The sequence below is a fragment of the Exiguobacterium alkaliphilum 12/1 genome (assembly GCF_000714435.1).
GTDB lineage: Bacteria > Bacillota > Bacilli > Exiguobacteriales > Exiguobacteriaceae > Exiguobacterium > Exiguobacterium alkaliphilum.
Genome location: NZ_JJMW01000015.1, coordinates 39,932 through 64,365, shown reverse-complemented (window position 1 = coordinate 64,365; position 24,434 = coordinate 39,932). Strand labels below are relative to the sequence as shown.

Annotated in this window: 27 protein-coding genes; 8 read left to right on the top strand and 19 right to left on the bottom strand. The window is 53.0% G+C overall.

Going from position 1 to position 24,434, the window contains the following annotated elements; all coding sequences use genetic code 11:
- Window positions 1-87 precede the first annotated feature (87 nt).
- The 5 genes from murC to RT52_RS01785 form a co-directional block, all read right to left on the bottom strand.
- Entirely contained in the window at window positions 88-1,395 is a 1,308-nt protein-coding gene (murC, locus tag RT52_RS01805) for a UDP-N-acetylmuramate--L-alanine ligase (protein ID WP_034814722.1), read from the bottom strand.
- An 87-nt stretch (window positions 1,396-1,482) separates the two neighbouring features.
- A complete protein-coding gene (locus RT52_RS01800) occupies window positions 1,483-2,376 on the bottom strand; it encodes a hypothetical protein (protein ID WP_034814720.1) in 894 nt (297 codons plus the stop codon).
- 53 nt (window positions 2,377-2,429) lie between these two features.
- On the bottom strand, window positions 2,430-3,050 hold the full coding sequence (gene ytpR, locus RT52_RS01795) for a YtpR family tRNA-binding protein (RefSeq protein ID WP_034814718.1): 621 nt from the start codon (window positions 3,048-3,050) through the stop codon (window positions 2,430-2,432).
- A gap of 48 nt (window positions 3,051-3,098) precedes the next feature.
- Complete coding sequence (locus RT52_RS01790) at window positions 3,099-3,893, bottom strand: DUF1444 family protein (protein ID WP_034814716.1); 795 nt, start codon at window positions 3,891-3,893, stop codon at window positions 3,099-3,101.
- Window positions 3,894-3,897: 4 nt separating this feature from the next.
- Window positions 3,898-4,209 (bottom strand): thioredoxin family protein, encoded by a 312-nt coding sequence (locus tag RT52_RS01785; RefSeq protein ID WP_034809227.1) that lies wholly within the window; start codon window positions 4,207-4,209, stop codon window positions 3,898-3,900.
- A gap of 115 nt (window positions 4,210-4,324) precedes the next feature.
- Here RT52_RS01785 and RT52_RS01780 point away from each other — a divergent pair, with 115 nt between their 5' ends.
- Window positions 4,325-4,657, top strand: a complete 333-nt coding sequence (locus tag RT52_RS01780) for an MLKL N-termimal domain-containing protein (protein ID WP_081825909.1) — start codon at window positions 4,325-4,327, stop codon at window positions 4,655-4,657.
- Between the two features lie 35 nt (window positions 4,658-4,692).
- Here the strand turns inward: RT52_RS01780 and RT52_RS01775 are convergent, their stop codons facing one another.
- Window positions 4,693-5,709, bottom strand: coding sequence for a PTS sugar transporter subunit IIC (locus RT52_RS01775; RefSeq protein WP_034814714.1), 1,017 nt, complete (start codon window positions 5,707-5,709; stop codon window positions 4,693-4,695).
- Between the two features lie 123 nt (window positions 5,710-5,832).
- Window positions 5,833-6,906 carry a M42 family metallopeptidase gene (locus tag RT52_RS01770; RefSeq protein ID WP_034814713.1) on the bottom strand — a complete coding sequence of 358 codons (1,074 nt, stop codon included), beginning with the start codon at window positions 6,904-6,906 and terminating at the stop codon, window positions 5,833-5,835.
- Window positions 6,907-7,040: 134 nt separating this feature from the next.
- Here RT52_RS01770 and RT52_RS01765 point away from each other — a divergent pair, with 134 nt between their 5' ends.
- The 4 genes from RT52_RS01765 to dhaM all read left to right on the top strand — a co-directional run bounded on the left by RT52_RS01765 (window position 7,041) and on the right by dhaM (window position 9,395).
- Window positions 7,041-7,343 (top strand): PepSY domain-containing protein, encoded by a 303-nt coding sequence (locus RT52_RS01765; protein ID WP_024371334.1) that lies wholly within the window; start codon window positions 7,041-7,043, stop codon window positions 7,341-7,343.
- Window positions 7,344-7,443: 100 nt separating this feature from the next.
- A complete protein-coding gene (gene dhaK, locus RT52_RS01760; protein ID WP_034814711.1) occupies window positions 7,444-8,421 on the top strand; it encodes a dihydroxyacetone kinase subunit DhaK in 978 nt (325 codons plus the stop codon).
- 19 nt (window positions 8,422-8,440) lie between these two features.
- Entirely contained in the window at window positions 8,441-9,031 is a 591-nt protein-coding gene (gene dhaL / locus RT52_RS01755; RefSeq protein ID WP_034814709.1) for a dihydroxyacetone kinase subunit DhaL, read from the top strand.
- Window position 9,032: 1 nt separating this feature from the next.
- Window positions 9,033-9,395, top strand: coding sequence for a dihydroxyacetone kinase phosphoryl donor subunit DhaM (gene dhaM / locus RT52_RS01750; protein WP_034814707.1), 363 nt, complete (start codon window positions 9,033-9,035; stop codon window positions 9,393-9,395).
- A gap of 303 nt (window positions 9,396-9,698) precedes the next feature.
- Here the strand turns inward: dhaM and RT52_RS01745 are convergent, their stop codons facing one another.
- Together RT52_RS01745 and trmB are read right to left on the bottom strand one after the other, a co-directional pair.
- Window positions 9,699-10,208: a hypothetical protein gene (locus tag RT52_RS01745; protein WP_235193473.1), complete on the bottom strand. Its 510-nt coding sequence runs from the start codon at window positions 10,206-10,208 to the stop codon at window positions 9,699-9,701.
- 105 nt (window positions 10,209-10,313) lie between these two features.
- Window positions 10,314-10,961 (bottom strand): tRNA (guanosine(46)-N7)-methyltransferase TrmB, encoded by a 648-nt coding sequence (gene trmB, locus RT52_RS01740; protein ID WP_034814706.1) that lies wholly within the window; start codon window positions 10,959-10,961, stop codon window positions 10,314-10,316.
- Window positions 10,962-11,097: 136 nt separating this feature from the next.
- Here trmB and cydS point away from each other — a divergent pair, with 136 nt between their 5' ends.
- The gene (gene cydS, locus RT52_RS17565; protein WP_420834626.1) at window positions 11,098-11,208 is read left to right on the top strand and encodes a cytochrome bd oxidase small subunit CydS family protein; all 111 of its coding nucleotides are present in this window, start codon (window positions 11,098-11,100) and stop codon (window positions 11,206-11,208) included.
- 48 nt (window positions 11,209-11,256) lie between these two features.
- On the opposite strand, the gene RT52_RS01735 is transcribed toward cydS, so the two are convergent.
- The 6 genes from RT52_RS01735 to pepV all read right to left on the bottom strand — a co-directional run bounded on the left by RT52_RS01735 (window position 11,257) and on the right by pepV (window position 18,268).
- Window positions 11,257-12,042 (bottom strand): phosphotransferase family protein, encoded by a 786-nt coding sequence (locus RT52_RS01735; RefSeq protein WP_034814704.1) that lies wholly within the window; start codon window positions 12,040-12,042, stop codon window positions 11,257-11,259.
- A gap of 50 nt (window positions 12,043-12,092) precedes the next feature.
- Entirely contained in the window at window positions 12,093-14,258 is a 2,166-nt protein-coding gene (pulA, locus tag RT52_RS01730; RefSeq protein ID WP_034814701.1) for a type I pullulanase, read from the bottom strand.
- Window positions 14,259-14,279: 21 nt separating this feature from the next.
- A complete protein-coding gene (locus tag RT52_RS01725) occupies window positions 14,280-15,119 on the bottom strand; it encodes an NERD domain-containing protein (protein ID WP_034814699.1) in 840 nt (279 codons plus the stop codon).
- Window positions 15,089-15,664: an RNA 2',3'-cyclic phosphodiesterase gene (gene thpR / locus RT52_RS01720; RefSeq protein WP_034809497.1), complete on the bottom strand. Its 576-nt coding sequence runs from the start codon at window positions 15,662-15,664 to the stop codon at window positions 15,089-15,091. The genes RT52_RS01725 and thpR overlap by 31 nt, the downstream gene beginning before the upstream one ends.
- A gap of 5 nt (window positions 15,665-15,669) precedes the next feature.
- Entirely contained in the window at window positions 15,670-16,821 is a 1,152-nt protein-coding gene (locus tag RT52_RS01715; RefSeq protein WP_209325617.1) for an MFS transporter, read from the bottom strand.
- Window positions 16,822-16,882: 61 nt separating this feature from the next.
- Entirely contained in the window at window positions 16,883-18,268 is a 1,386-nt protein-coding gene (gene pepV / locus RT52_RS01710) for a dipeptidase PepV (RefSeq protein ID WP_034814696.1), read from the bottom strand.
- Window positions 18,269-18,574: 306 nt separating this feature from the next.
- On the opposite strand from pepV, the gene RT52_RS01705 reads away from it, so the two are divergent.
- A complete protein-coding gene (locus RT52_RS01705) occupies window positions 18,575-18,796 on the top strand; it encodes a DeoR family transcriptional regulator (RefSeq protein ID WP_034809203.1) in 222 nt (73 codons plus the stop codon).
- 84 nt (window positions 18,797-18,880) lie between these two features.
- Here RT52_RS01705 and RT52_RS01700 read toward each other — a convergent pair whose 3' ends face one another.
- Entirely contained in the window at window positions 18,881-19,591 is a 711-nt protein-coding gene (locus tag RT52_RS01700; RefSeq protein WP_034809201.1) for a pseudouridine synthase, read from the bottom strand.
- On the bottom strand, window positions 19,591-21,288 hold the full coding sequence (locus RT52_RS01695) for a putative polysaccharide biosynthesis protein (protein WP_034814694.1): 1,698 nt from the start codon (window positions 21,286-21,288) through the stop codon (window positions 19,591-19,593). Before RT52_RS01695 ends, RT52_RS01700 begins: the two co-directional genes overlap by 1 nt.
- 140 nt (window positions 21,289-21,428) lie before the next feature.
- Here RT52_RS01695 and RT52_RS01690 point away from each other — a divergent pair, with 140 nt between their 5' ends.
- Window positions 21,429-22,700: a BaiN/RdsA family NAD(P)/FAD-dependent oxidoreductase gene (locus RT52_RS01690; protein WP_200871122.1), complete on the top strand. Its 1,272-nt coding sequence runs from the start codon at window positions 21,429-21,431 to the stop codon at window positions 22,698-22,700.
- A 26-nt stretch (window positions 22,701-22,726) separates the two neighbouring features.
- Here RT52_RS01690 and RT52_RS01685 read toward each other — a convergent pair whose 3' ends face one another.
- Together RT52_RS01685 and RT52_RS01680 are read right to left on the bottom strand one after the other, a co-directional pair.
- Window positions 22,727-23,254, bottom strand: coding sequence for a pyrophosphohydrolase domain-containing protein (locus RT52_RS01685; RefSeq protein WP_376778075.1), 528 nt, complete (start codon window positions 23,252-23,254; stop codon window positions 22,727-22,729).
- Window positions 23,251-24,318, bottom strand: a complete 1,068-nt coding sequence (locus tag RT52_RS01680; RefSeq protein WP_034814690.1) for a hypothetical protein — start codon at window positions 24,316-24,318, stop codon at window positions 23,251-23,253. Before RT52_RS01680 ends, RT52_RS01685 begins: the two co-directional genes overlap by 4 nt.
- Window positions 24,319-24,434 lie beyond the last annotated feature (116 nt).

Sequence of the window (24,434 nt, the reverse complement as noted above, 5' to 3'; positions counted from 1 at the left end):
TCCTTTTCCGTAATCAGTCGATAGTATTATTTCCGTCTTATAAGAAAATTAAACACGAAAAAACGAGCGGCCGCAGCCGCTCGCAACTTATGCTTCTTGACGAACAATCTCTTCATACTCTCGTTGATACGTCTGGATATCCCCAGCGCCCATGAACAAGAGCACGGCGTTGTCGTGTGCGCGAAGCACCTGTGTGCCGCCACGTTTCAACACGTTCGCCCCTTCGATCCGTGATTGGAGGTCTTCGATTGTGACCGTCCCTTCTTGCTCGCGAGCCGAACCGAAAATGTCACACAAGTAGACCGCGTCCGCTTCAGCGAGCGACGCCGCAAAATCGTCCATGAACGATTTGAGACGGGTGTACGTGTGCGGTTGGAATACAGCCACGACCTCACGGCCCGCGTACTTCTTGCGAGCTGCTTCGACGGTCGCACTAATCTCCCGCGGGTGATGCGCGTAGTCATCGACAAGCACTTGATTCCCGAGCGTCGATTCGCTAAAGCGACGTTTTACGCCATTGAACGTCTCGAGGCGATCTTTGACGAGCTCTTTTGGCAAGTTCTCGTAGTCGCACGTCGCGATGACAGCGAGCGCGTTCAAGACGCTATGGTTACCGTAACCCGGGATGCGGAACGTACCGTAGAAGTCGTCCCGTAGGAACACGTCAAACGTCGTGCCGCGATCGGTCGATTCAACGTTTTCAGCCCGGAAATCGTTGTGCGCACCGAATCCGTAATACACAATTGGTACGTTTGCTTGAATGTGTTGGAGATTCTCATCATCTCCACATGCGATGATTCCTTTTTTGACTTGTTTCGCCATCTCTTGGAACGCGTCAATGACATCATCGAGTCCAGAGAAATAGTCCGAATGGTCAAAGTCGATATTCGTCATGATGGCATAGTCAGGACGATAATATAGGAAGTGGCGCTTGTATTCGCACGCTTCGAAAACGAAGTTTTTAGAGTCTTCGACCCCTTCGCCCGTCCCGTCGCCAATCAAGAACGACGTCGGTTCGATGCCGCGCATGACGTGGGCCAACAGACCTGTCGTCGATGTCTTCCCGTGTGAGCCGGTGATGGCCACGCTCGTGTAATGATCCGCGAGTTCACCGAGGAACTCGTAATATTTATAGATCGTCAATCCGAGCTCGCGCGCCCGGACGACTTCAGGATGGTCGTCAGTGAACGCGTTCCCTTGCACGACGATTTGACCTTCTGTAATATTTTCAGGATCAAACGGCAGGATCTCGATTCCTTTGCGATTCAATGCTTCTTCAGTAAAAAATGCTTTTTCAACGTCCGAGCCTCGGACTTCATTATTCATATCATTTAAAATTTGCGCTAAAGGACTCATGCCCGTTCCTTTAATTCCGACGAAGTGATAACGGTTCATCTGTAAATAGCCCCCCTAATTCATTGCGGTTTGCGAAAAAATGCGACAAACCTTTGTCATTATAGCAAAACTCTAGGTGTCATGCTATTACAGATTATTGTTTTTTTGATCGAGACGCCGCTTGCGATACATCGCCATTCGGTCTTGCGGTGTCATCATGACGTTCAGCGGCGGGCCTTCTGCTTTGTAGGATACGCTAACAGCAGGCGTCAGTTCCGCTCCATCTTCTACTACAGTCTGCTCGGTGTCGGTCTGTAATGTCTTTGCAACATCCTCGACAATCGGTGCGACTTGTTCAACAGAAGTTTCCTCGACGTTGATCGGTTCGGATGACGCGGCCTCTTTCTCGTCACGGATGACGACTTTTGAAGGTGATAACTCAGTCGACCCCATAAATACCGAAGCAAATCCGCCTTCAAGGATGGATACGTCGCCAAGACCCGTCTTCTCCTCAATCTCGTCAACTGGCTCTCCTTGCGTAGCATCGAAGGTCGGTTCTTCAATTTCCGGGGAAATCGTGACCTCGTTCGCCGGCACTTCAACCAATGTCTCCGGCGCAGCTTCTGGCTCGACTGCCAAGTCACGTTCGACGTCTACCGTTTCATCGACCGACTCTTCCGTCTCTGTCTCCTCTTCGACCGTCTCCGAGACGACTGGGGGCGATTGCGCCCCGTGGAACAGCTCGGCCCGATTTACCGTTTCCTCGGTCGCCTCTGGTACGAACGGTTCTGCTGTCGATGCCTCTTCCACATATTTTGAATCAGCGTTCAAATCGGAGCGTGTCTCCGGCGAATGTTCAGATGGCAAATTGATTTTCGGTTTCGGACGCGCGTAGCCGTAAATCGGTGACGGGACGTCCGACGGGATGAACTCTTCTGGTGTCTCGACTTTCGGGACCGGCACCGCCTTTTTTCCTTCTTGGGACAATTCCCGGCGAATACGCTCGGCCTGTTGTTTTAATGAACGTTCATATGCATCCATACTCGATTCCTCGCTTTTTCACTCAATCCTATTTAGCAAAAAATCGGTCGAGTTTAGCGACCGATTTCAAATGCTTTCCCTACTTCATATTCGTCATCTAATACTAAAATCCCTTTTTCTTGCGGTGCGTCAGGCAAATTGAGTTCGCGGGCCGAACAAATCATTCCCTGTGACGACTCACCACGAAGTTTAGACGGACGAATGATCAACCCTGACGGCATGACCGCTCCCGGCTTGGCGACGACGACTTTTTGTCCGGTCGCGACGTTTGGGGCGCCACAGACGATTTGGACGGTCCCTTGGTCGGTCTCGACTTGGCATATCGACAATTTATCCGCATCCGGGTGTTTCTCTGCCGATTCGACGTACCCGACGACAAACTTCGGCGTGAAATCGACGCCAGAAAGATCGGCCTCGATGTTTTGCTTGCGCAAGATGACACCGAGCGTTTCAATCAGTTCTGCCGTCAATTCGACCGGCCCGTGCCAGTCGGCCACGTTAAAGTAATTGCTCGCATTGAAAATGTTGTATCCGTTCACTTTTCCATTTGTCGACTTGACGATGGCGACATCGTCTTTCCGTTCGACGATTTGGCGATGACGATCGCCTTCTCTCAATAACACCATGAGCACATCGCCGATTCCTTGACGGTTATAAAAAGCATTGATTTGCATACGTAAATACGCCCCTTCTTTCAAACTAGACACACATAGTTTAGCAGATTATGCGTCGGTTGGTGGGTTCTTTTTTCCAACAATGAAAATTGGTTCGAGTGTCCCGGCCTCATAATGGAACGCGAGCGCCGTGACGGGGATGCGTCCGTTCGTGAAAAAGTCGAACATGAGCTGTTGCATCGCATCGTAGCCGGCATCATTTTGAATGTCAGCGATGATCAACACGTCTTGGTGCGGGACACCGACGAGCATGTCCCCCTCCATCCGTCGCTCCATGACCCGTAAAAAATCATCGTTCAAGATTCGAGACGCCTCGTACCCGTCACGGGCTGCCAAGAAATAAAACGTATTCCCGGCAACCTCGTCTCGTTTCAACTCGGTCGGCAACGTCATGACGTTGTCACGCGCGATGTCCTCAAGACGCTTGCGCGTCATCGATTCCGTCAAATGGCGCTCTTCAATCAAACGATATCCGTTCCCGAAATCGAGGGCATAAAAGATTGCCGTTTCGGCCGTATGCGGTGTTGTGACGAGCGCCTCGCCTTGTTTCGTCTCTTTCGCGAACGAGGCGGCCCGGATGACCGGATAGATGTTTTTCTCATTACCAATCAGCGTGACCGACTCATCTGCCGCGAGGGCCGTTTGAATGTATTCGACGACTTCCTCGATGGCGACGACGCCACGCACTTTTGCTTTCGCGACGAGTGGGGCAAGTCGGATGTTGACGCCGACGCGATCGCTCGTCCGTTCAATGCGGAGCACTTCGTTCTCGCGATCATAAGACGTCCGGTACCCTTCCGCGAAATGACGTTTGATGTGTCGTCTCAGTTCATTCCGTTCCATGGGATCACCCTAATCCGTTCAAGAACGCTTCGACCTGTTCCGGTGTCTTCCGTTCACGGCCGACGTAACGATCGACCTCTTGCCCGTTGTTGAAAGCGACAAAACTTGGAATCCCGAAGATGTCATGCTCTTGTGCGAGTTCCATCCATTCGTCGCGGTCGACGTAATAGAACGTCCAATCGGAGAATTTTGCTTCAATCTCCGGCATGAACGGGTCGAGGAAACGACAATCGCCACACCATGTCGCCGAGAACATGAAGACGCTCTTTTCTTGTTTCGCATTCGTATACTGTTCTAAAGATGTCAATTGATTCATTTTTCACCACTCCTGTTCTTTTTTCCTCATTCATGATAGCATATGTCCGTTCTTACATTCCGCTCTCACGTTTTGCTATAATCGAGGGCGAAGACTATTAGAAAAAGGTGACGATATGACTAAATGGACGCGGGAACAATTGAACCCGGAAATGAAACATCCGCTCGAGCAACTCGTCGGCGTCGTCGGTATGCTCGCCATACTCCGTTACGGCTATTTGTTCATCGATACGGACAAGAGTCGGACCGAGATTTTAATATGGCTCGTCGTCGGCTTCGCGGTCATTTACGTTGTCGAGAAGGCGTTCAAAAAGGCGGCCCGTTATTTACCAATCGTTCGGAAACGGTTCCTCATCCCCGTCTACGTTTTGCTCCTCGCCCTCTTCTTAGCGAGCTTTCGTGTGCCCCGCGAGACGGTCGAGGCGGTTCGGCAATTTTTTGGAATCTAAAAAGCGTTTCTGCTCAAGAAACGCTTTTTTTGTGCTCAATATTCGATTTTCATATCGTTCGGCCGGATTCGGTTCATACGAGTGAGCACTTGATAAACCGCAAAGCTGAGAAGCGCCGGTCCGACGAACAGGAAGCCTGCGACGACGATGACCGTATGCCAACTGAATCCCATCGTCTCGAGCATCACGATTGGTCCGACAAGGCCACTCGTCCCCATCCCTGCGCCCGCCGCGACGCTTTCAAGTTCGAACAATAAGATGGCGATTGGTGCGAGCACGGCTCCAGCGAGCGTCGGTGGCAAAAGAATCCATGGATTTTTGACAATGTTTCCGACTTGGAGCATCGACGTGCCAATCCCTTGGGCAACGGCCCCGCCGATACCGTTATCCCGATAACTAGTGACGGCAAAGCCGATCATTTGAGCGGCACATCCGACGGTGGCGGCCCCAGCGGCGATTCCACTCAAACCGAGCATGAGGGCGATGGCCGCACTCGAAATCGGCGCCGTCAATGCGAGTCCCATGAGTGTGGCAACGACGACCCCCATGAACAGCGGCTGTTGTTCCGTCCCCCATTCAATCCACGTCCCGAGCTGCGTCATGAATAGACCGACATACTTTCCGATATACGTCGCGCTCATATAGCCGACAGCGATCGTCGTGAACGGGGTCACGAGAATATCGAGTTTCGTCGATTTCGAGACGAGTTTTGCGACTTCGACGGCGAGAAGCGTCGCCACGTAGCTTCCGGCCGGTCCGAACTCATAGCCGAACGTCCCGACGACGAGCGCGGCGAACAAGATGAGCGGCGGTGCCTGCAAGGCATAGGCGATGGCGATTCCGATGGCCGGCCCGGTCAAGCTGATCGCAACGTCTCCGATGGCGATGAGCGTCGTACCGAACGGACCGATTCCCGCCTCACTCAGTTGTCCCCCAATCGTCTTTATGATCAGCCCGATAATGAGCGTGCTGAATAGACCGAGCGCCATATAACTGAGCGCCGTCACGAAATACAGCGACGGGCTTAACGTAATGCCTTTCTTCTTTAACATGGACCTTCCTCTTTTCATTGTCTTGTCAGTCGTAAAGTTTATGTCTTCACACGTTTTTTAGTATAAGCGTTTCTAGGCAAATAGCAATAAAAAAAACGCCACTTTAGAAGTGACGTTCCCCTTTTAACGTGAGCCGCGCAGCGTCTCCATCGTCGAACGATCGAGTCGCTTGACGAGCGCCTTGAGAAGCGCCTTCGCTGCGTCGTAATCATCCGTATGCAAAATCGAGGCATGCGTATGGATGTATCGCGCCGCGACACCGATGACCGCCGTCGGCACCCCTTGTCCGCTCAAATGAATCCGTCCGGCATCCGTCCCGCCTGGTGAGACGAAATATTGCGTTTTGATGTTCTCGTCCGACGCCGTATCGAGCAAGAAATCGCGCATTTCCGGTGACATGACCATGACGCGGTCAAGGATTCGGATAAGCGCCCCTTCCCCGAGTTGGCCGAACTCCGTCTTGTTGCCTGACGCGTCATTCGCGGGTGACGCATCGAGTACGAGCGCGACGTCCGGTTGAATCATTTCGGCAGCCGTCTGCGCACCGCGAAGGCCGACTTCTTCTTGAACGGTCGCTCCTGAGAAGAGGATGTTCGGGTGGTCGGCTTTCGTCGTCTCCTCGAGCAACTCGATGGCGAGCCCGACACCGTATCGGTTATCCCACGCTTTCGCCATGATTTTTTTCGGATGTTTGAGCGGCGTGAAGTCGCTCGTAGGCACGGCCGGAAGACCTGGTCGGACGCCCCACGATTCCGCTTCCTCTTTCGAGTCGGCACCGATATCGATGAACATTTGTTTCATGTCCATCGGTTTATTCATCGCATCCGGTCCGAGCAAGTGCGGCGGTGTCGAAGCGACGACGCCAGGGATTTTGCCATCGTTTGTCACGATGTCGAATCGTTGCGCCATGAGCACTTGGCTCCACCAGCCGCCGAGTGGTTGTATGTATAGCATGCCGTTGTCCGTAATGCGCGTCACCATGAACGCGACCTCATCCAAATGGCCTGCGACCATGATGCGTGGTCCCGCCTCGTCCCCGGTCCGTTTTCCGAAAATCGAGCCGATGCCGTCCGTCATGATTTCATCCGCATGCGGTGTGATGCGGTCGCGCACAAACTGACGGACGTCAGACTCAAACCCCGGTGCCCCCGGCAGCTCGGTCAGCGTCTTGAATAAGTCTCTCGTTTTTTGTTTCATCTGTCTCATCCCTTCAACCGTTGTGCCACCATTATATACAGAAGTTTTCATGAGATGCGAATGCTTTTCATTCCAATGGGGTACAGGTTTTGGTACGATATACATGATAGCCATAGTTCAAGGGAGGTAGTCATATGAAGAAAAGGTATTGGTTAGTTGGAATCGGGGTCGCTGTCGTTGCCGCACTTATGACGAAGAAAGTTTTGGATGAACGAAGCTTATCGGCCGAGGACGCACTCGAATACACGAAACGCGCATTTTCTGCCAAAGGTCATGTCCAAGGGGCATGGATCTCGGCATCACCAGAAGTGTACACGTATGACGGGCGCGAGTATGACGTCTTCAAAGGCGGCATCTCGGTTCTCGAGAATGACGAAGAAAAAACGTACCAGTTCACAGTCGATTCAGAGACTGGTGCACTACTTGAATATGCGTAATCAAGTCGGCGAACACTCGCCGGCTTTTTTTGTTTAAACGTCTAGAAAGAGTGGAAAAATGTAATTGGTACTTTTTTAAATCGAAAAGGAGTGATCCCACGTGAAAAAACTGATCGGTGAAGCAAATGAGCTCGTATCGCAAATGGTGGAAGGGATGGTCCATGCCCATCCCGACGTGTACGGTCGTGTCGAAGGGGTAAACGTCATCTGTCGGGCCGATGGTGCGAAGTCTGGAAAAGTCGGTCTCGTCTCAGGCGGCGGAAGCGGTCACGAGCCTGCGCACGCTGGTTATGTTGGCGATGGGATGCTCGATGCGGCGGTGTGTGGAGAAGTGTTCACTTCACCGACACCGGATATGGTGCTCGAGGGCATCAAGGCAGCGGACGGCGGAAACGGTGTCCTCCTCGTCGTGAAAAACTATGCCGGTGACGTCATGAACTTCGAACTCGCGGCCGAACTCGCTGACGCCGAAGGGATCAAAGTCGACCACGTCGTCGTCGCCGACGATGTCGCCATCTCAAACAAAGACGACCGCCGTGGTGTTGCCGGGACTGTATTCGTCCATAAAGTCGCCGGTGCGGCAGCAGCGAGCGGCAAGTCGCTCGAAGAAGTGAAAGCCGTCGCTGAGAAAGTCGCGAGCCACGTCCGCTCAATGGGGATGGCCGTCGAGCCTTGTTATATGCCGGTGAGCGGTAAACCAGGCTTCGATTTGAACGAGGAAGAGATGGAGATTGGCATCGGGATTCACGGGGAGCGCGGCGTCGAGCGCAAACCGACGACGAGCGTTGATTCAATCGTTGACGACTTACTCGATCACTTGAAACAAGAAGTCGAACCCGGCGAAGTGGCCGTCATGGTCAACGGAATGGGCGGCACCCCGCTGTCCGAACTATACGTGACGTATCATTTCGTCGCCAAAAAATTAGAAGCCGCCGGCTATACGCTCAAACGGAAATACGTCGGCAACTATATGACATCGCTCGAGATGCATGGTTTCTCCATCACGATCTTGCCGCTCGACGATGAAATCACAAGATATTTAGACGCGCCTTCGGCCGCACACGGATTTAAAATTTAACAAACGAGGTGTTGATCGCATGTTAACGATTGATGGATTGAAAAAAGCGCTACGAAACGCCCAATCAGAGATCGAAGCACATAAAGACACGTTGACCGACCTAGATCGCGCTATCGGCGATGGGGACCACGGGATCAACATGTCCCGTGGGTTCGATGCCGTCTCCGCCATTCTTGATGACGACTATGAATCGTTAGGCGCGCTGAGTAAAAAAGTCGGCATGACGCTCATGGCAAAAGTCGGCGGAGCAGCCGGTCCGCTTTACGGGTCCGCTTTCGTCAAAGCCGCGACAGCGTTCGGCGATGCGACCGAGGCCGACTTCCCGCTCGTCAAGCAAGCGTTAGAAGAAGGCGCCGCGTCCATCAAGGCACGCGGAAAATCCGAGGTCGGTCAAAAGACGATGGTCGATGTATGGGAACCGTTTTTGAAGGGGTTGTCCGATTCGGACGATTACGCAGAAAAGCTCGACCGTCTCGTCCATGACACGGAAGATATGAAAGCGACGAAAGGCCGTGCTTCATACTTCGGAGAGAACTCTCGGGGCACGGTCGACCCCGGTGCAATGTCGAGCGCCATCATCTTGAAAGCCATCATGAAGGAGGTCGGTTAACATCGTCGAACTTATCATCGTCTCCCACAGTAAAAAAATTGCTGAAGGGATCCAAGACTTGTTGAAAGAAATGGCGCCGACGGTCCCAATCCATCTCGCCGGCGGACTCGAAGATGGGAGCATCGGGACCGATGTGACTCGAATCCTCGAGGCGATTGAAGCCGTCGACAAAGAGGCGCTCCTCTTATCCGATATCGGTTCGGCGACGATGAACGCCGAATTGGCAATCGATATGTATGAAGGCGATAAAGCCGTCCAGTTCTATGACGGTCCGATTGTCGAGAGTGCGTTCGTCGCAGCCGTCTCGTCTAGAAACGGGATGGAGCTCGATCAAATCATGGATCAACTGAAACAAGAAGCATGAAAAAAAAGCCTTTCGGCTCTCAAGCTGTTGACGAACCCCTTCGCAAAAAGCGGATCGGTTCGTCTTTTTTGTGTTCTAAGAGATCGAGCCCCCCTAGAAAAACACAAACGGCCACCCGACGGCGACCGTTTGTGTTGCTCGTCCGACGGCGCCCCGACTCCGGCAGGAAAAGCAATCCGACGGAGACCCGGCAGCGACGCGAGTCGCGATGCGGCTCCGGGATTGCCTGCGGAAAACGTAAGCGCCGGAAGGACGAGCGATTCAATTGATGTAAGTCAACAAGCTGAGCCTTTTGGCTCTTTTTTAGCGTGGATTATCGTTTTTCTCGTAAATCGGGTTCATGTATTCAGTCGTCGAGTAGAAACGTGGCACGACGAAGAACAAGATGAGTGCTGGAATCGCAATCAACAATAACATGATTAAAACTGGTAACCAGTAAACGACTTTTTGTCCGAGCAAATCGATGTTCGCATCTGAAAACTCTGTCGCACCCTCGACTTCAGCAAGGTCCGCCGTTTCTAAAATCTTGTTTTCTGTCGCATCGAAATAATGGAACTCGGTCTTGCGTGTGATGAAGATCCCGTCACGAATCGTATCGAGTTCGACGACCGCCGCAATGATTTCATTACCGTTCGAAGACGTAAGCGTCTCTTGCTTGATAATTTCAGCCGTTCCTTCTTTGTAATCATAGTGCGTGGCTTTTAAATCCTCTTCGAGGGCGTCCAAGAACGCCTCGTTCGCCGACGGATTCAGTGGTGCGATTGTCAGAATGAAGATTACTGCAAGCAGGCTTGCCCATGCTTTTTTCAACATCCCCATGTTCCCCCTTCTTTAATTCCAATTTAGCGTCATTCCTATTGTACCAAGAAGAAAGAAAAAAGTGTGAAGAAAATGCTATTAAAATAAGAAAAAAGCGTGTCAAATTTTCGATCGGAACGCGGCTTCCATACGATAGATCGGTTGCCCCATGGCGCTAAACCGCTCTTCATACTCGGTTCTAACGTTATCGGCCGGTTCATTTACGTGAAGATCAAGTGAAATATCGGTGAAGTACATGCCGTACTGGCTCATGCTTTCGAGTGAGTATTCGAATAGACCGCGGTTATCCGTCTTGAAGTGAATCTCGCCCCCACGCGGCAATACGGCCTCGTACGTGGCGAGGAACGTCTTGTACGTCAGACGACGTTTTGCGTGACGTGTTTTCGGCCATGGGTCCGAGAAGTTCAAGTAGATGCGATCGACTTCACCGGCATCAAAATAGTCAACGAGCTGTTTCGCATCGACCGTCAAGACGCGCACGTTCGGCATCGGCGTCTCGACCAACTTTTGAACGATTGACACAGCTACGCTCTCGAACAACTCGATGGCAATGAAGTTGACGTCTGGGAATTGTGTGGCCATCCCAAAAATAAATTGACCTTTCCCGGACCCGACCTCGATATAGAGCGGGTTTTCGTTACCGAACTCCTCGTTCCACTTCCCTTTCAGCGTCTCTGGTTCGGAGATAAAAACGTGTTCTTGAGCTTGCATATAATCTTTCGCCCAAGGCTTATGGCGTAATCGCATGAAAATCCTACCTTTCGTTCATGAAATGTTCAAGTTTATTCCGACTGTGGCCCATCGAGCAAGCAGTCCCCTTGCGATTATACACGAAAACATTGTTTAATGAACGTATATCATCCTTCATAGGGAGGTTAGATTGATGAGCACGTTGGACCAATTTTTGATTTTTTATGCGGCCCCGTTAACATTTTTCGGCGCCGTCATCGCGACGTTCGTATGGGCGTTCTTTATGAAACCAGATGATGTGTGATGCATATGGAAAGGGATGACCCGATTACCGGGCCATCCCTTTTTTTGTTCATTCATCGGCTTCCTCGAGAAGTTCTTTCAACACCGTGAGACCTTCGAGCCGCTCGAGATCACTTTGTTCCCCATAAATCGTAAGCACGGTTTGCGCGACGGCGTACCAATGCATGCGTTCATGCAACGACTGCGTCAAGTCGACGCCGTATTGACGGAACCAATCCTCCCAGCCCGCCTCATCGACGTAACTGTAGAGCACCATCGCCAAGTCGAAGGCACGATCAGCGATAATCGCATCGTCCCAGTCGGTCAAGTACAGTTGGCCGGATTCATCTTCTAGCCAGTTGTTATGATTCAAGTCCGAATGACAGACGACGAGCTCTCGGTCGTCATCGGCCGGCTGATGGCGGGTGAGCCACTGTATGGCCTCGTCGATTATTCGGTTCGACTCATCTTGGCCGTAGGCGACACATTGCCGGAGCAAAAGCGACGACGTGACGGGTGTATGATTTAATTGCTGTAACATGAATAATAGCTCTTTCGAATGATGGATTTTTCCAAGTTGTGCCGCCACGTCCGAACGTTGCATATCGGCTGGCGACAGTTCACGACCTTCGATAAACTGTTGGGCACTGAGGACGTCACCGTTGTACATCCGTTTTGTCCATAACAATTTTGGAACGATGCCTTCGGCAGATAAAATCGCCAAGAATGGAGACGAATTTCGCTTGACGAAGATTTTTTGTTGGCGCGTCGTCGCCACGTATGCCTCGCCAGTGATGCCGCCTGCGGAGGCGACCGTCCATTCCTCGCCGAGCGCACCGATTATATCTGAATACATAGTCATCACGCTCAAATCTCATAAGAAGTTAAAAAGATACAATCACCATATTAACACGCGATAATCGTCATTGACAACGACTCGACTCGAATCTCGGCTGGATTCCGGTCAATCGGCGTCAAGCTCGCCGTCTCGCCCTGGACGAACACGTTCCAATCCCCTTCCGCATGGAACGTCACGTCTTCAAACGTCCCGTTCAAATAAACGCGGACACGTTGCCACGCATCATACGAATGGCTCGCCGTCACCTCGTAGGCGATGACGCCAGCGGGAGACGGTAAAAACTTGAACTGCTCGATGACTTTTTGTCGTGTGTCATACCGGAAGCACGTATGGCGACGCCGCAGCTTGAGCAACGTTTTCACATATTCGACTTCGCAAGCACGCTCGTCGCGGAGGTCCCAGTCGAGATGGTTGATTCGGTCGGGTGCGTTATAACTATTCTCGACCCCATGCTTCGTCCGACCGAACTCCTGTCCTGCGTGTAAGAAGGGCACGCCTTGGGAGGTGAGGACGATGGCCGTGGCAAATCGTTGCATCCGTAGCCGTGTCGCCTCGTCGATGTCCTCGCATGCGAGCTTCAACTTGTCATACGTCGTGTAGTTGTCGTGCGCCTCGACATAATTGATCGTATATTGCGGGCTCGGGAAGCGGCCGACCGTCACGTTCGGAATTTGAACGGCACCGGTCAAACATTCTCTCAGTTCCCACTCTCGCCACTCATTACCGGAGACGAACCCACGCTCGCGGTCGTTGAACGTCGAGCCTTTGAGCGCATCCCGCATCATGTCGTTGAAGTGACCGATGCGCGGCATATGGGAAGCGTTATGCGACGTCGCTTTCACTGACGGACTGAGCGGTGTCGCCAAGTCCCACCCTTCCCCATAAATCAGGATGGAGCGATCGATTTTATCGAGCGCGATGCGCACTTGATTCATCGTCTCTACGTCATGGATCCCCATCAAGTCGAACCGGAATCCATCCACGTGATATGCCGACGCGAAATAGGTCACACAGTCGACGATCATGCGCCGCATCATGTAGCGCTCGGACGCGGTATCGTTCCCGACCCCGGTGCCGTTCGCCACAGTCCCGTCATGTTCGTAGCGGAAGAAATAATACGGGACGAGCGCCTCGAGGGCGGATTGCTCCCGAACGTAAACGTGATTCATGACGACGTCGACAACGACCCGGAGGCCGGCGCGGTGCAAGTCGGTGACGAGCTCGGCGTACTCGGTCACGCGGGACAACGGCGCCCTCGGTTCGCTCGCGTAACTGCCTTCAATCGCGAACCAATGAATCGGATCATATCCCCAATTGTACGGCATGCGGGTCGCCTCATCGACACTTCCAAAATCATGGACCGGAAGCAGTTGGACGTGGGTCACGCCGAGCTGTTTGATATAGTCGAGCCCGGCACTATGTCCGGCTTGTGTCGTGAGTCCCGTCTCTGCCACGCTTCCGTACAACCCTTTCATGCGGCTCGTCGATGACGGATGGCTCGTGAAATCACGGATGTGTAACTCGTAAATGACGGCATCTGTCGCTTTTCGAAGCGGCGGCCGCTCCACTCGTTCGACGCTTGAGGCGAGATGGGACTCGACATCGACCAGTACGCCAAACTCGCCGTTGAGACTGACGGCTTTCGCGTAAGGGTCGACGACATCGTTCGTCTCGACCGGCGTCTTCACGTGCAGCCGATAGAGGAGCCCTTCATATAATCGCGGAATGTCGGCATGCCAGACGCCGCGACTTTGTCGCGTCATCCGAAACCGTTCGATTTCACGGGAGGTCGTCTCATCGTGCACCGTCACCCATATCGAGAAGGCGACCGGTGACCAAATGAACGCTTCAATCGTAGTTGCACCGAAGACGAGACCGAGCGGGCCGTCATACGCATAACGCCGCTCGAACTCTTTGGTCTGGACGATCTCTCTTGGGACTGCGACGATCGTCTTATGGCCCGGGTGGAAGACGGTATAGACGGTCTCGAGCGAGACGGGCCGGCTCAATCTCACGTCCCGTTCCATCGTCCCCGTCTCGGTCCAACGTTCGTCGACAATCGTATAGTCGACAGGGCGCCCATTTTGTTCGATCTGCACTGGAATGGCTTCATATTCTGGAACGACCTCGAGCCGGATCAATTCGAACGATAATAAAGACGCTCGCTCGATTGTCGCATGTGTCGTCGTCTGTTGGTCATGTGTATGATGCATACGCGTTTCATCCTCTCCTACCTACTGATCTATAAATTGTCGAAACGGCATCTGAGCTGTCTGGTCTAGAAGTGTCGCCACATCTCGAATTTGTTGGGCTTTCACGATCGGGGCACGCCCGTTCACTTGTTTGAGCCACTGGTCATAGTCCGACCGTGAGATGAACTGGGTCGTGCTTGATGTAGGTACATGATCGAAATAGCCGTTCGGGGCCACCGTCACTTTCTGTAAGACCCCGTCATAGGACGGAAGAAACAGACGGACAATCTCCTCAGTTCGCGTCAAAGCGATGAGCGGATTGACTACACGGGTATTTTCCCCTTTGAGCGGCTGATGAATCCATGTCTTCTCTTTTGATATGTGATAGATGCTCCGGTCCCCTTCGAGCCATTCGACGATATAGAGATGGGACGGACCGATGATGAGATGACTCAACTCCACCGTCGCCCCGTTCCAACGGACGACCGGACGGAACATGAAGAAATGGTGTTCATTCCATTCCGTCAACATGTTCCGGTAGCCGAAGTCACGTAAAAATGCGAGCAACGGGGCGTCCGCCTCGGTCGCACCCTCGCACGCGAACTGCAACTTTTGCATCTTCTTTCGCGACGCCAACAGCGCCTGAAACTGTGAATCGGTCAACGGGGTCGGCTCGAGTTCGATGCGTTCGGTTCTGCGCCAAAATTTCCACCACGGGTTGTCGAACTCGACGACTTCGGGCGGATTCAAACGATTGAGCTCGTGCAAGCGTCGCATGCGGGCCGTATCGGACTCCACATATTCTTGGTAACGGTTATATTGGTCCAAGACGTTTCGTTCATACTTCGACGTCACGTCAAAAATTTTAATCGGGATCGCCATGTGTCCTCCTCTGAGCGTGTTAACGGGAATACGTCCACCGCTTCATAAGCAGGGGTGTGACTCGGGTTGATTCGATACAAGACGGCCGCGTCAATCGTTTCGGTAACATGGAACGTCGGTGCCATGTGCGGCACGACATGGCCACTGTCCCATTTTTTTGCGAGTGTGACGTGCGGGACGAACGTTTTTCGGTCGAGCCCCGGTACTTCATCGTGCAATCGTCCCCGCAACGTGCTCACGAACGCGGTGAGTGCAGGCGACGCTTCTGGAATGATCGTCAAGACGCGCGGACGATCCGGTCGACCGAAGAAATCAATCTGTTCGAACGTCAACGTGAACGGTCTCGTCTCATTCGCCACTTGTTTCGTGATTTCTCTCACGGCCTCGACTTGATCGTCATCGAGCGCCCCAAGAAACTGAAGCGTCAAATGGAACTCGTCCGGTCGATAGACACGGCGGTAGGAATAATAAGGGAGTACTTCCCGTTGAATGCGTGCGAACTCGTCTGCTTCTATCGGCAAGGCGATAAAATAATGTGTCGTCATCGGAATCATCCTTTCTCACGGAACCGTCTCATGCCTAAAAACAAAGCCGCTCCAAGAAGACTGACTGCGGTGTACATCCAAAATACACCAATGATGCTGTCGACTTCAATGATGATTCCGCTCAATTGGTTGAAGGCAGCCGTCGCCAAACCTGACGTGAGTGCCATATAGACGCCAATCGCCGTCGAGGTCACGTTCAGACTGACGAGGCTCCTTACGAACTGAAGCGCTACCGGGATGAGCAAGCCGACGACGAGCCCTTGGACGATTGCCAAGATCCAGACGACGAGAAGTGGCGGCTCGAGGGCGAGCCAGCCGTTTCGGATGGCCGAGATGAAGGCGGCGCCCGCGAGCACGTTCACCGTGCCGAGTTTTGCGACGATTTGATACGCGACTTTCATGAATGGGATCTCACAGAGCACGGCGACTAAAAATAATGTCCCGACGAGCGTCGTCGACCCACCGATACTCGTCACGTAAATGCCGAAGTAATAGTTGTTCGCATAAATCGGACCGAAGACGAGCATCCCTCCGATTAAAAAAGCGACGAACGGGACGTTCCACACGGCCGACCAGGCGAATGGCGCGACGGTCGTCGTCCGGGCCAACCCCGGTTCGTCGATTCGCCGCAAGATGATACTCCCAAGGACGAGGACGATCGCACTGAGGAGGAACGTGCTCGAAAGCCCCCATGGTGTGTCGGCGATTCGGCCCATCATGAACACAGCGATGGCGAACCCGGCGGAGCCATAGAGTCGAATCGCACCGTAATCGATTTTAGCGCGGGCCGTATAGTCGAGCGTCATCATGTCAACGAGTGGGATGTGGGCACATTGGAAAATCGACCAGGCGACCATCAACAGAACGATCCACAAGTAAGCTGTCGCGAACAAAAACGTGATCGAGATGGCGGCAGCGCCAATCATCGCGAGGACGAGCCAAGCTCGGACGCGACCGGTCCGATCGGCGAGCATTCCCCATAGCGGCTGCACCCCGATGGAGAGAATCGGCAGAATCGCGACGATCGTCCCGACCTCACTCGGAGACAAATCAAATCTGGATTGAGAGAAAAATAACGTCATGTATGGAATTAACGCACCTTGGGCGAAAAAGATGGCGACATAAATCAATTGGTATAACCGTTTTTGCTGATTCACAATAAACTTCCTTTCGAATAGGCAGAGAGCTGACCGATTCAGTCAGCTCTCCGAGTGTTTTTCATTTAGCGAGCTCATAGATGGCTTCCGCATAAATCGCAGCCGCCCGTAACAAATCTTCAATTTCCATGTATTCATCGACTTGATGGGCCACATCTTTTGCACCAGGGAACAGCGCGCCGAACGCGACACCGGCCTCGAGCGAACGGGCGTAAGTCCCCCCGCCAATCGCCATCAAGTTGGCCGACTCGCCCGTTTGCCGTTCATATACAGCTTGAAGCGTCTTGACGAGTGGATGATCCTCCGCGACGTGATGCGGTGGCATATGGTGACGTGTTGACAGTTCGAAGCCGAACGACAAGGCGATTTCTTTCAAGTTTTGCAACCGTTCCGTGAATTTCGCCGTGTACGGATAACGGATGTTGAGCGTCGCTGTGCGCTCATCCTCGTTATAACGGAACACGCCGCCGTTGACGGTCAAGTCGCCCGTCTCGTCACTCGCTTCGATTCCGAGGGAGATGCCCCGCGAATCGGCAAAGACGTGGCGGATGAATTCGATGTAACGCTCTCCTTGAATATCAAGTGGCAGCGGCAACAAGAATCCAGCGAGGACGTAGGCCGCGTTCACGCCGTTATCCGGCTCCATCGCATGGGCCGCGACACCACGCATCGTGAGCGTGTACTCCCCTTTATCGTAGACACACGTCCCGTCCGCCTCATATTTTTCAAGGTAAGCTTCAAACTTCTCCTCGAGCACATCGTCCGTCTTCAAGACGGCCGTCGCGTAATCCGGGACCATGTTCGGACGTTCCCCGCTCATGAACGAGATCAATTGATGTTTCACTCCCGGTACCCGTTGAATTGGGACTTGTTTCAATACCCCGTCATACAATCCTTTTTCCGCGTTGATGATGGGAAAGTCCGCGTCTGGGGCGAATCCGTACGTCGGCATCTCTTCTTGTTTGAAATACTCGCGCACGCAACGCCACTCACTCTCTTCGTCACACCCGGCGATGAGCCGAACCCGTTTCGAGAGCGGCAGACCGAGCTCTTTCACGATCTTTAACCCGTAATACGCGGCAAGTGTCGGCCCTTTATCGTCGTTGCTGCCGCGCGCGAAAATTTTCCCGTCCGCGACCGTCGGGTTGAACGCCCCATACGTCCAACCTTCCCCGGCCGGCACAACGTCCAAGTGGCAAAGAATGCCGACGAGTTCGTCCCCTTCCCCGTATTCGAGGTGTCCGGCGTATCCGCCGACGTCTTTTGTCGTGAACCCGTCCCGCTGACCGAGCTCGAGCATGTAGTCGAGGGCCTGGCGCACGTCCGGTCCGAACGGCTCATTCGGTCCTGCTTTTGATTCGTCGAGCACGCTCGGGATGCGAAGCAATCCGTGTAAGTCGTCTAGAAATGCCTCTTTTCGTGTATCGACTTCTTGTCTCCAGTTCATGTCAATCTCCCCTTTGCGAATGTTGTCTCCTATATTAGTATATCCAAATGTTAGAAAGACGAACATTCATTTCGAAAAGTTTTTTTCGTTCGTCTTTTAGCTTGATTTTACCTGTTTTACAAATTATTCATTCGATTTTTACGTTCGTAACATCAACTTTACATTTGAAACGTTCGTGCTTTTCACTTGCAATTCTATCCGAGAGCGGTATACTAAAGGTGTAATTTTAGAAAATAACAATTTCATATTTCATTTTGTCGTTCGTCGGTTATGTCTTTACCATTCTACGCATTGGGAGGTCATCCAATGAAAGGTTCAACAGATCGTATGCTAACCCGCATCAAGTCCATTTATTTGTTCATAAACGAAAGGGAATGCGTCACCACTTCAGAACTAGTAGAAGAGTTCGGAATCACATCGCGCACTGTCCAGCGTGATTTGAACGTGCTTGAGTACAATAATCTTGTTGAGAGTCCGAGCCGCGGAACGTGGACCGCATCGAAACGGTCGCTGAAGACGGCAAACTGAATAAAAATTACGTGGAAGTCTCAAGTTGAGGCTTCTTTTTTTGCGCAAGAAAACCGATGGACAACTCGTCCATCGGTCGCTTCATCACGCCAACAAGGCGTCATATTCTTCTTGCGTCAACTCCCGGTAAGCACCCCGCTCGAGCGTCGGGTCTAGTTCGAGCGTCCCGATTTGAATCCGTTCGAGCCGTTCGACGTGTTTCCCGACGGCCGCGACCATCCGTTTGACCTGATGATACTTGCCTTCAGACAACGTCAGGCGAATCATCGAGCGACGACCGTTCCGGCTAATCACTTCAAGACGGGCCGGTTTCGTCGTGTATCCGTCTTCGAGCTCGACGCCTTCGGCGAACCGGCGCACATCGTCGACGGTCATCTCGCCATCGATTTCAGCGACATACACTTTATCGACGTGCTTTCGCGGGGACATGAGCGCATGATTGAACGCCCCGTCATTCGTCAACAACAGTAGCCCGGTCGTGTCCTTGTCGAGCCGTCCGACCGGAAACAGTTCGTAATGTGCGTAGGACGGATCAATCAATTCGAGAACCGTCGTCTCGACTTGATCCTCGGTCGCGCTGACGACGCCCTCCGGTTTGTTCATCATCAGGTAGACGAACGGTTTATAGTCGACCGCTTCACCGAACACGGTCACAACCTCTGTCTCTGGTTTCACATGCCGCTTCGCATCTTTCACCGGTTGACCATCCACTTGAACAGCGCCTTGTTTCAATAACAGCTTGACGTCTTTTCGGGATCCATACCCCATATTGGCCAATAATTTATCAATCCGCATTATGCTTTCCTCCGATACTCGAATCGTTTCCCTAACAACTTACCGGCCAAATGACTTCTCCAACCGAGATAGCCGTAGACGATGAGGCCGAGACCGAAGCCGACGAACGTCGCGAGAATGTCATTCCCCCAGCTCGGTTCTTGATTCAACGTAACGAACAACGACCCATAGACGACGATAAACATGACAGCCCCCATCGCGAACATGAGCATCGTTCGGCGGAGCAACTGTTTATACGGGAACTGGAGCGCCCGTTGAATCTTCCAAACCATGAGGACGATGGCGACGATATAGCCGGCAATCGTCGCATAACCGGCCCCGATGCCGCCGAGCAAATAGACGAACGGGACGTTCAAGACGACTTTAGCGAGGAGTCCCATCGCCGTGGCAAAGATGGTGAAATATTGCCGATTGATTCCTTGTAGAATCGCGGCCGCTACCGAGTAGTACGCCAAGAAGAACGCACTCGGCGCGTAGTGAAGTAAGTACACCCACCCTTCCCGGTCACGCGGGAACAACGTCCCGAACAACGGTTCAGCCAATGCGACGAGACCGATGACGGCTGGAATCGTCACGAAGAACGACACTTGGAAGATGTGATTCACTTGGTTGCGCACTTTCGTCATGTCTCCGTGCGTAAACGAACGCGTGACGAGCGGGATGGTCGCCATCGACACACTCGCTGCAATCGACACGGGAATCAAGACGATTTTATGGGCGTTCCCAGTCAAGAATCCGAACGCCGACGTCGCCTCGGACACCGTCTTCCCTGAATTGAGAAGCGTGTTCACCATCGTCAACTGGTCGACGAACTGATAGAGCGGTGTCGACAGTCCGACCATGACGATTGGAATCGAATAGCTGAGTAGCTCGAGCAAGAGCGACTTCATCGACCGGACCGGCGTTTCTTCCGGATTTTCCGTATTCGTGTGGATCAGCTTTCGTTTCCGCCAGTAAATGGCCAACACGACGATACTACCGATCGCTCCGATGAACGCGCTGAACGTCGCGATCGTGACGGCGAGCACTTTTAATCCGTTCAACTCTGTCGTCTCGACCGCACCGGTTCCGCCGAGCGTATCGGCGAGCGGTCGAATCAATTCCGAATCCGCTAAGACGAACAAGACGAGCATCGTCCCGCTGAGCAGGAACAAGATGCGGACGATCTGTTCGATGACTTGTGAGATTGCCGTCGGTGCCATGTCTTGATGACCTTGGAAATAACCGCGGACCATGCTCATCGCCGGGATGAGGAGGAGTGCGAAGCTGACGCTGCGCGTGACGAGCGTGAGCGAGTCGACATATTGCTGATTGTTGTCGGAGTTACGGACCATCAGCTCCGAGAGCCAAGGTGCCGCAAAAAATAAGATGAGAAATGCGACGACGCCGGTAGCGAGCATAAGTTTCATCCCTTGTCGGAACAAGCGTTGACTCGTCCCGTATTCGCCAAGCGCGTTATACTTGGCGATGAACTTCGAGACGGCGACCGGAATGCCCGCCGTCGAGATGGCGATCATGAGTGCGTAATACGTATACGCCGCCTGATAGAGCGTGACACCGGCAATCCCGACCATCGCTTGGAACGGGAACGTATATAACAACCCGAGCATCCGAGAAATCAAGTTCCCGGCGGATAGAAGGAGCGTCCCTCTGACGAACGACTCTCTTCCTGAATCTTGTTTGACGCTTGATGACATGCGTTACCTCCATCTATTCGGTTCATCATGAAATGACTTCGTTTTACAAAACAACTGTTTCTCATTATACTCTTACTGTTGCGGATAATAAAGTTACGATAATTTTACCGATCGATTTGATAGAAACGAGGTATACCATCATGAAAGACGTCATCATCATCGGAGGCGGGCCGAGCGGTCTCATGGCCACTTATGCCGCGGCGAAAGCCGGCGCGCGCACGCTCCTCATCGACAAAGGCTCAAAACTCGGGCGCAAGCTCGCGATCTCTGGCGGCGGCCGTTGTAACGTGACGAATCGGAAACCGGTCGACGAACTTGTCCAGTTTATCCCCGGGAACGGTCGTTTCCTTTACAGCGCCCTCGCCCAGTTCGACAATCAATCCATCATTGATTTGTTCACCGGATTCGGCATCCCGTTGAAAGAAGAAGACAACGGTCGGATGTTCCCGGTGACCGACAAGGCACAAGACGTCGTCAATACGTTGCTCCGTGCCATCGACGACCTCGGCGTCGAGATTCGAAAGAACGCCAAAGTAAAGACGCTCCATTTTAATGAAGAAAACGAGTTCACAGCCGTCGAACTCGAAGACGGGGAACGTATCGAGGCGAACGCATGCGTGATTGCCGTCGGCGGACAGTCGGTCCCGCATACCGGATCGACTGGCGACGGCTACCCTTGGGCCGAGAAGGCCGGTCACACGATCACCGAACTGTTCCCGACCGAGGTGCCCATCAAATTGAACGACGCCTTCATCGGGACGAAGGAACTGCAAGGCCTCTCGCTACGAGACGTCGCCCTCACCGTCCACGGTAAAAAAGGGAAGCCGATCAAGACGCATCGCGGGGACATGATTTTCACGCACTTCGGTATCTCCGGACCGATTGCCCTTCGTTGCAGCCAGTATACGATTAAAGAGCGTAAGCGTAGTAAAGAACGTGTCGTGACGTTGTCGCTCGACTTGTTCCCGGACATGGCGCGCGACGAACTGTATCAAGAACTACTCAAACAAGTTCAGTCGCAACCGAAACGAGCCGTCAAAAACGTCTGGAAAGGTTTCATCCCGGAACGGATGCTCGACTTGTTGCTCGCGGCACTCGCGTTCGGTGAAGAAGACGCGAGTCAGTTGAAGAAGCAATCGGTCCTCGATTTCGCGACTCAGCTGAAGGCGTTCGAGCTTCACGCCATCGGCACGCTCGACTTCGACAAGGCGTTCGTCACCGGCGGCGGTGTCTCCGTCAAAGAGATCGCCCCGCAGACGATGATGTCGAAAAAGGCACCTGGCCTATTCTTCGCCGGCGAAGTGCTCGATATCCACGGTTATACGGGCGGCTATAACATCACGGCGGCATTCACGACCGGGCATTGCGCGGGGTCGCATGCAGCCGAGTTCGCTTCTGTTGAAGCAAAATAAGAGTAGGTGGTCGCGACCACCTACTCTTATTTTTTTGCCATCTGTCGGAGCACTTCAGCCTCGAGCTCTGGCTCAGGCGGCATCCACCCTTCTGGCTTCATGATTTTATTGTCCGATTCGCGCAAAATCGGTTTGCCGTCCGGACCGAGTTTCGCCATATTCGCCCGTTGTACGATTTCAAACATCGGCACCGGGTCAAGCCCGAGCTCGACGAAGCTGCCCATGACGAAGTAGAGCGCGTCCGTAAGCGCATCGCCTTGTCCGACGAGACGCTCGACGTCCGATTCGGGCAACGGCATCGATAACGACTTCTCGACCGCTTGGTCTAGACCTTGCTTGAATGCGGCGACGGCCTCTAAAAATTCCGCTTCGTTACGAGACGATTGGTGTAAAAACTCGACGACCGCTTCTTCGGCCGTCCAGACCGAGCGTTTGACGGCACGGTCAAGGACGAGTGGTTCCGGTGTCTTCGCTTCCGGGTGTCCGAACGTCTCATGGAACTGGCGGACCTCTTCAAAAAAATAGCGTTTACTCATAGTACCCTCTCCTATCAGTCGACCGAGACGAAAGCGTCCAGGTCGAACACGTCTGGTCGTACGATTGCAAAAATCTCGTTGTCTTGCAGGAACATCCCGGTCGATCCGTACACGCGCGGTGTCACCATCTGGCCGTTCATCGTTCCTTCATTCGGGTTGATGGTGTATAAGACGAGCTCTTCGGAGTCAAGGACGTAAATCCGGCCTTGTCGTTCGACGAGCCCGACGCCGCGGAACTTCTCGAATTTTTGTTGAATCGAGGCGCTCATACCGGTCGTCGTGAGCGCTTTGCGCGATTCAATCGCCCACTCGCTGAGCGGTTCCGGATCAGGTTCGGCCTCAGTCTGTAACGCTTCGTCTTCTGGTGAGACCGCATCGACATCGATTGTCTCTTCTCCCGTCGCTTCGTCGCTACCGCTCGACTCACCCTCGGGCTCATTCCGCTCCTCCGTCTCGACTTCCGTGATGCGCTCTTCGATGTAGAGGAGCTCGACGTCGGTCGTTCCCGATTCACGGTTCATAATGATTAAGCGTTCGGTCGTCTGGTCAAAGCCGAGACCGAACAAGCGGTCGTTCGGTCGGATGCCGGCAATCGCTTTTCGTTCTTGCTCGACCCAGCGACCGCCTTCCCGTTCAATCGTCACGAGGACGCCCTTGTCCGTGACCGCAAAGATTTTCGTCTCGGTGATCATCCGCATGCCGATGAACTCGCTCAGCTTCAACGTTTGTCCTTCGTTTTCGAGTTGGAGCGAAGCGATGACACGGTTGGCGTTTCCGCTCACTTCGAAGAACTCACGATTGTCCGTCAAGACGAGGTAGGCACCAATCGTGTCGCTGTAGTACACTTCGTCAATCTGTTGAATCTGTTCGAGCGCATCGGTCGTATCGATGTCCTCATCGTCGGGCGAGGCCTCGACCGGCGGGAGCGGTGTCGCTTGATGGCTCGTCTGAATCTCGATTTTATCAAACGTCGCGCCGATTTGTCGTTGAATCTCCTCGTCGGAAAAGACGAGCACGTAACAGAGAATCATCCCGACCAACACGGCGAACGAGGTCGTAAATAGTACGTAAGAACGTTTCATGGACGGTTTGTCCCCTTTTTCTGCAGTATCGCCCTTTAGTGTAACAAACCCTCTCGAAAAAGAAAACGGCGTCAGGAAAAAGAAAAGAACATGTGACAATGTCACACGTTCTCTTC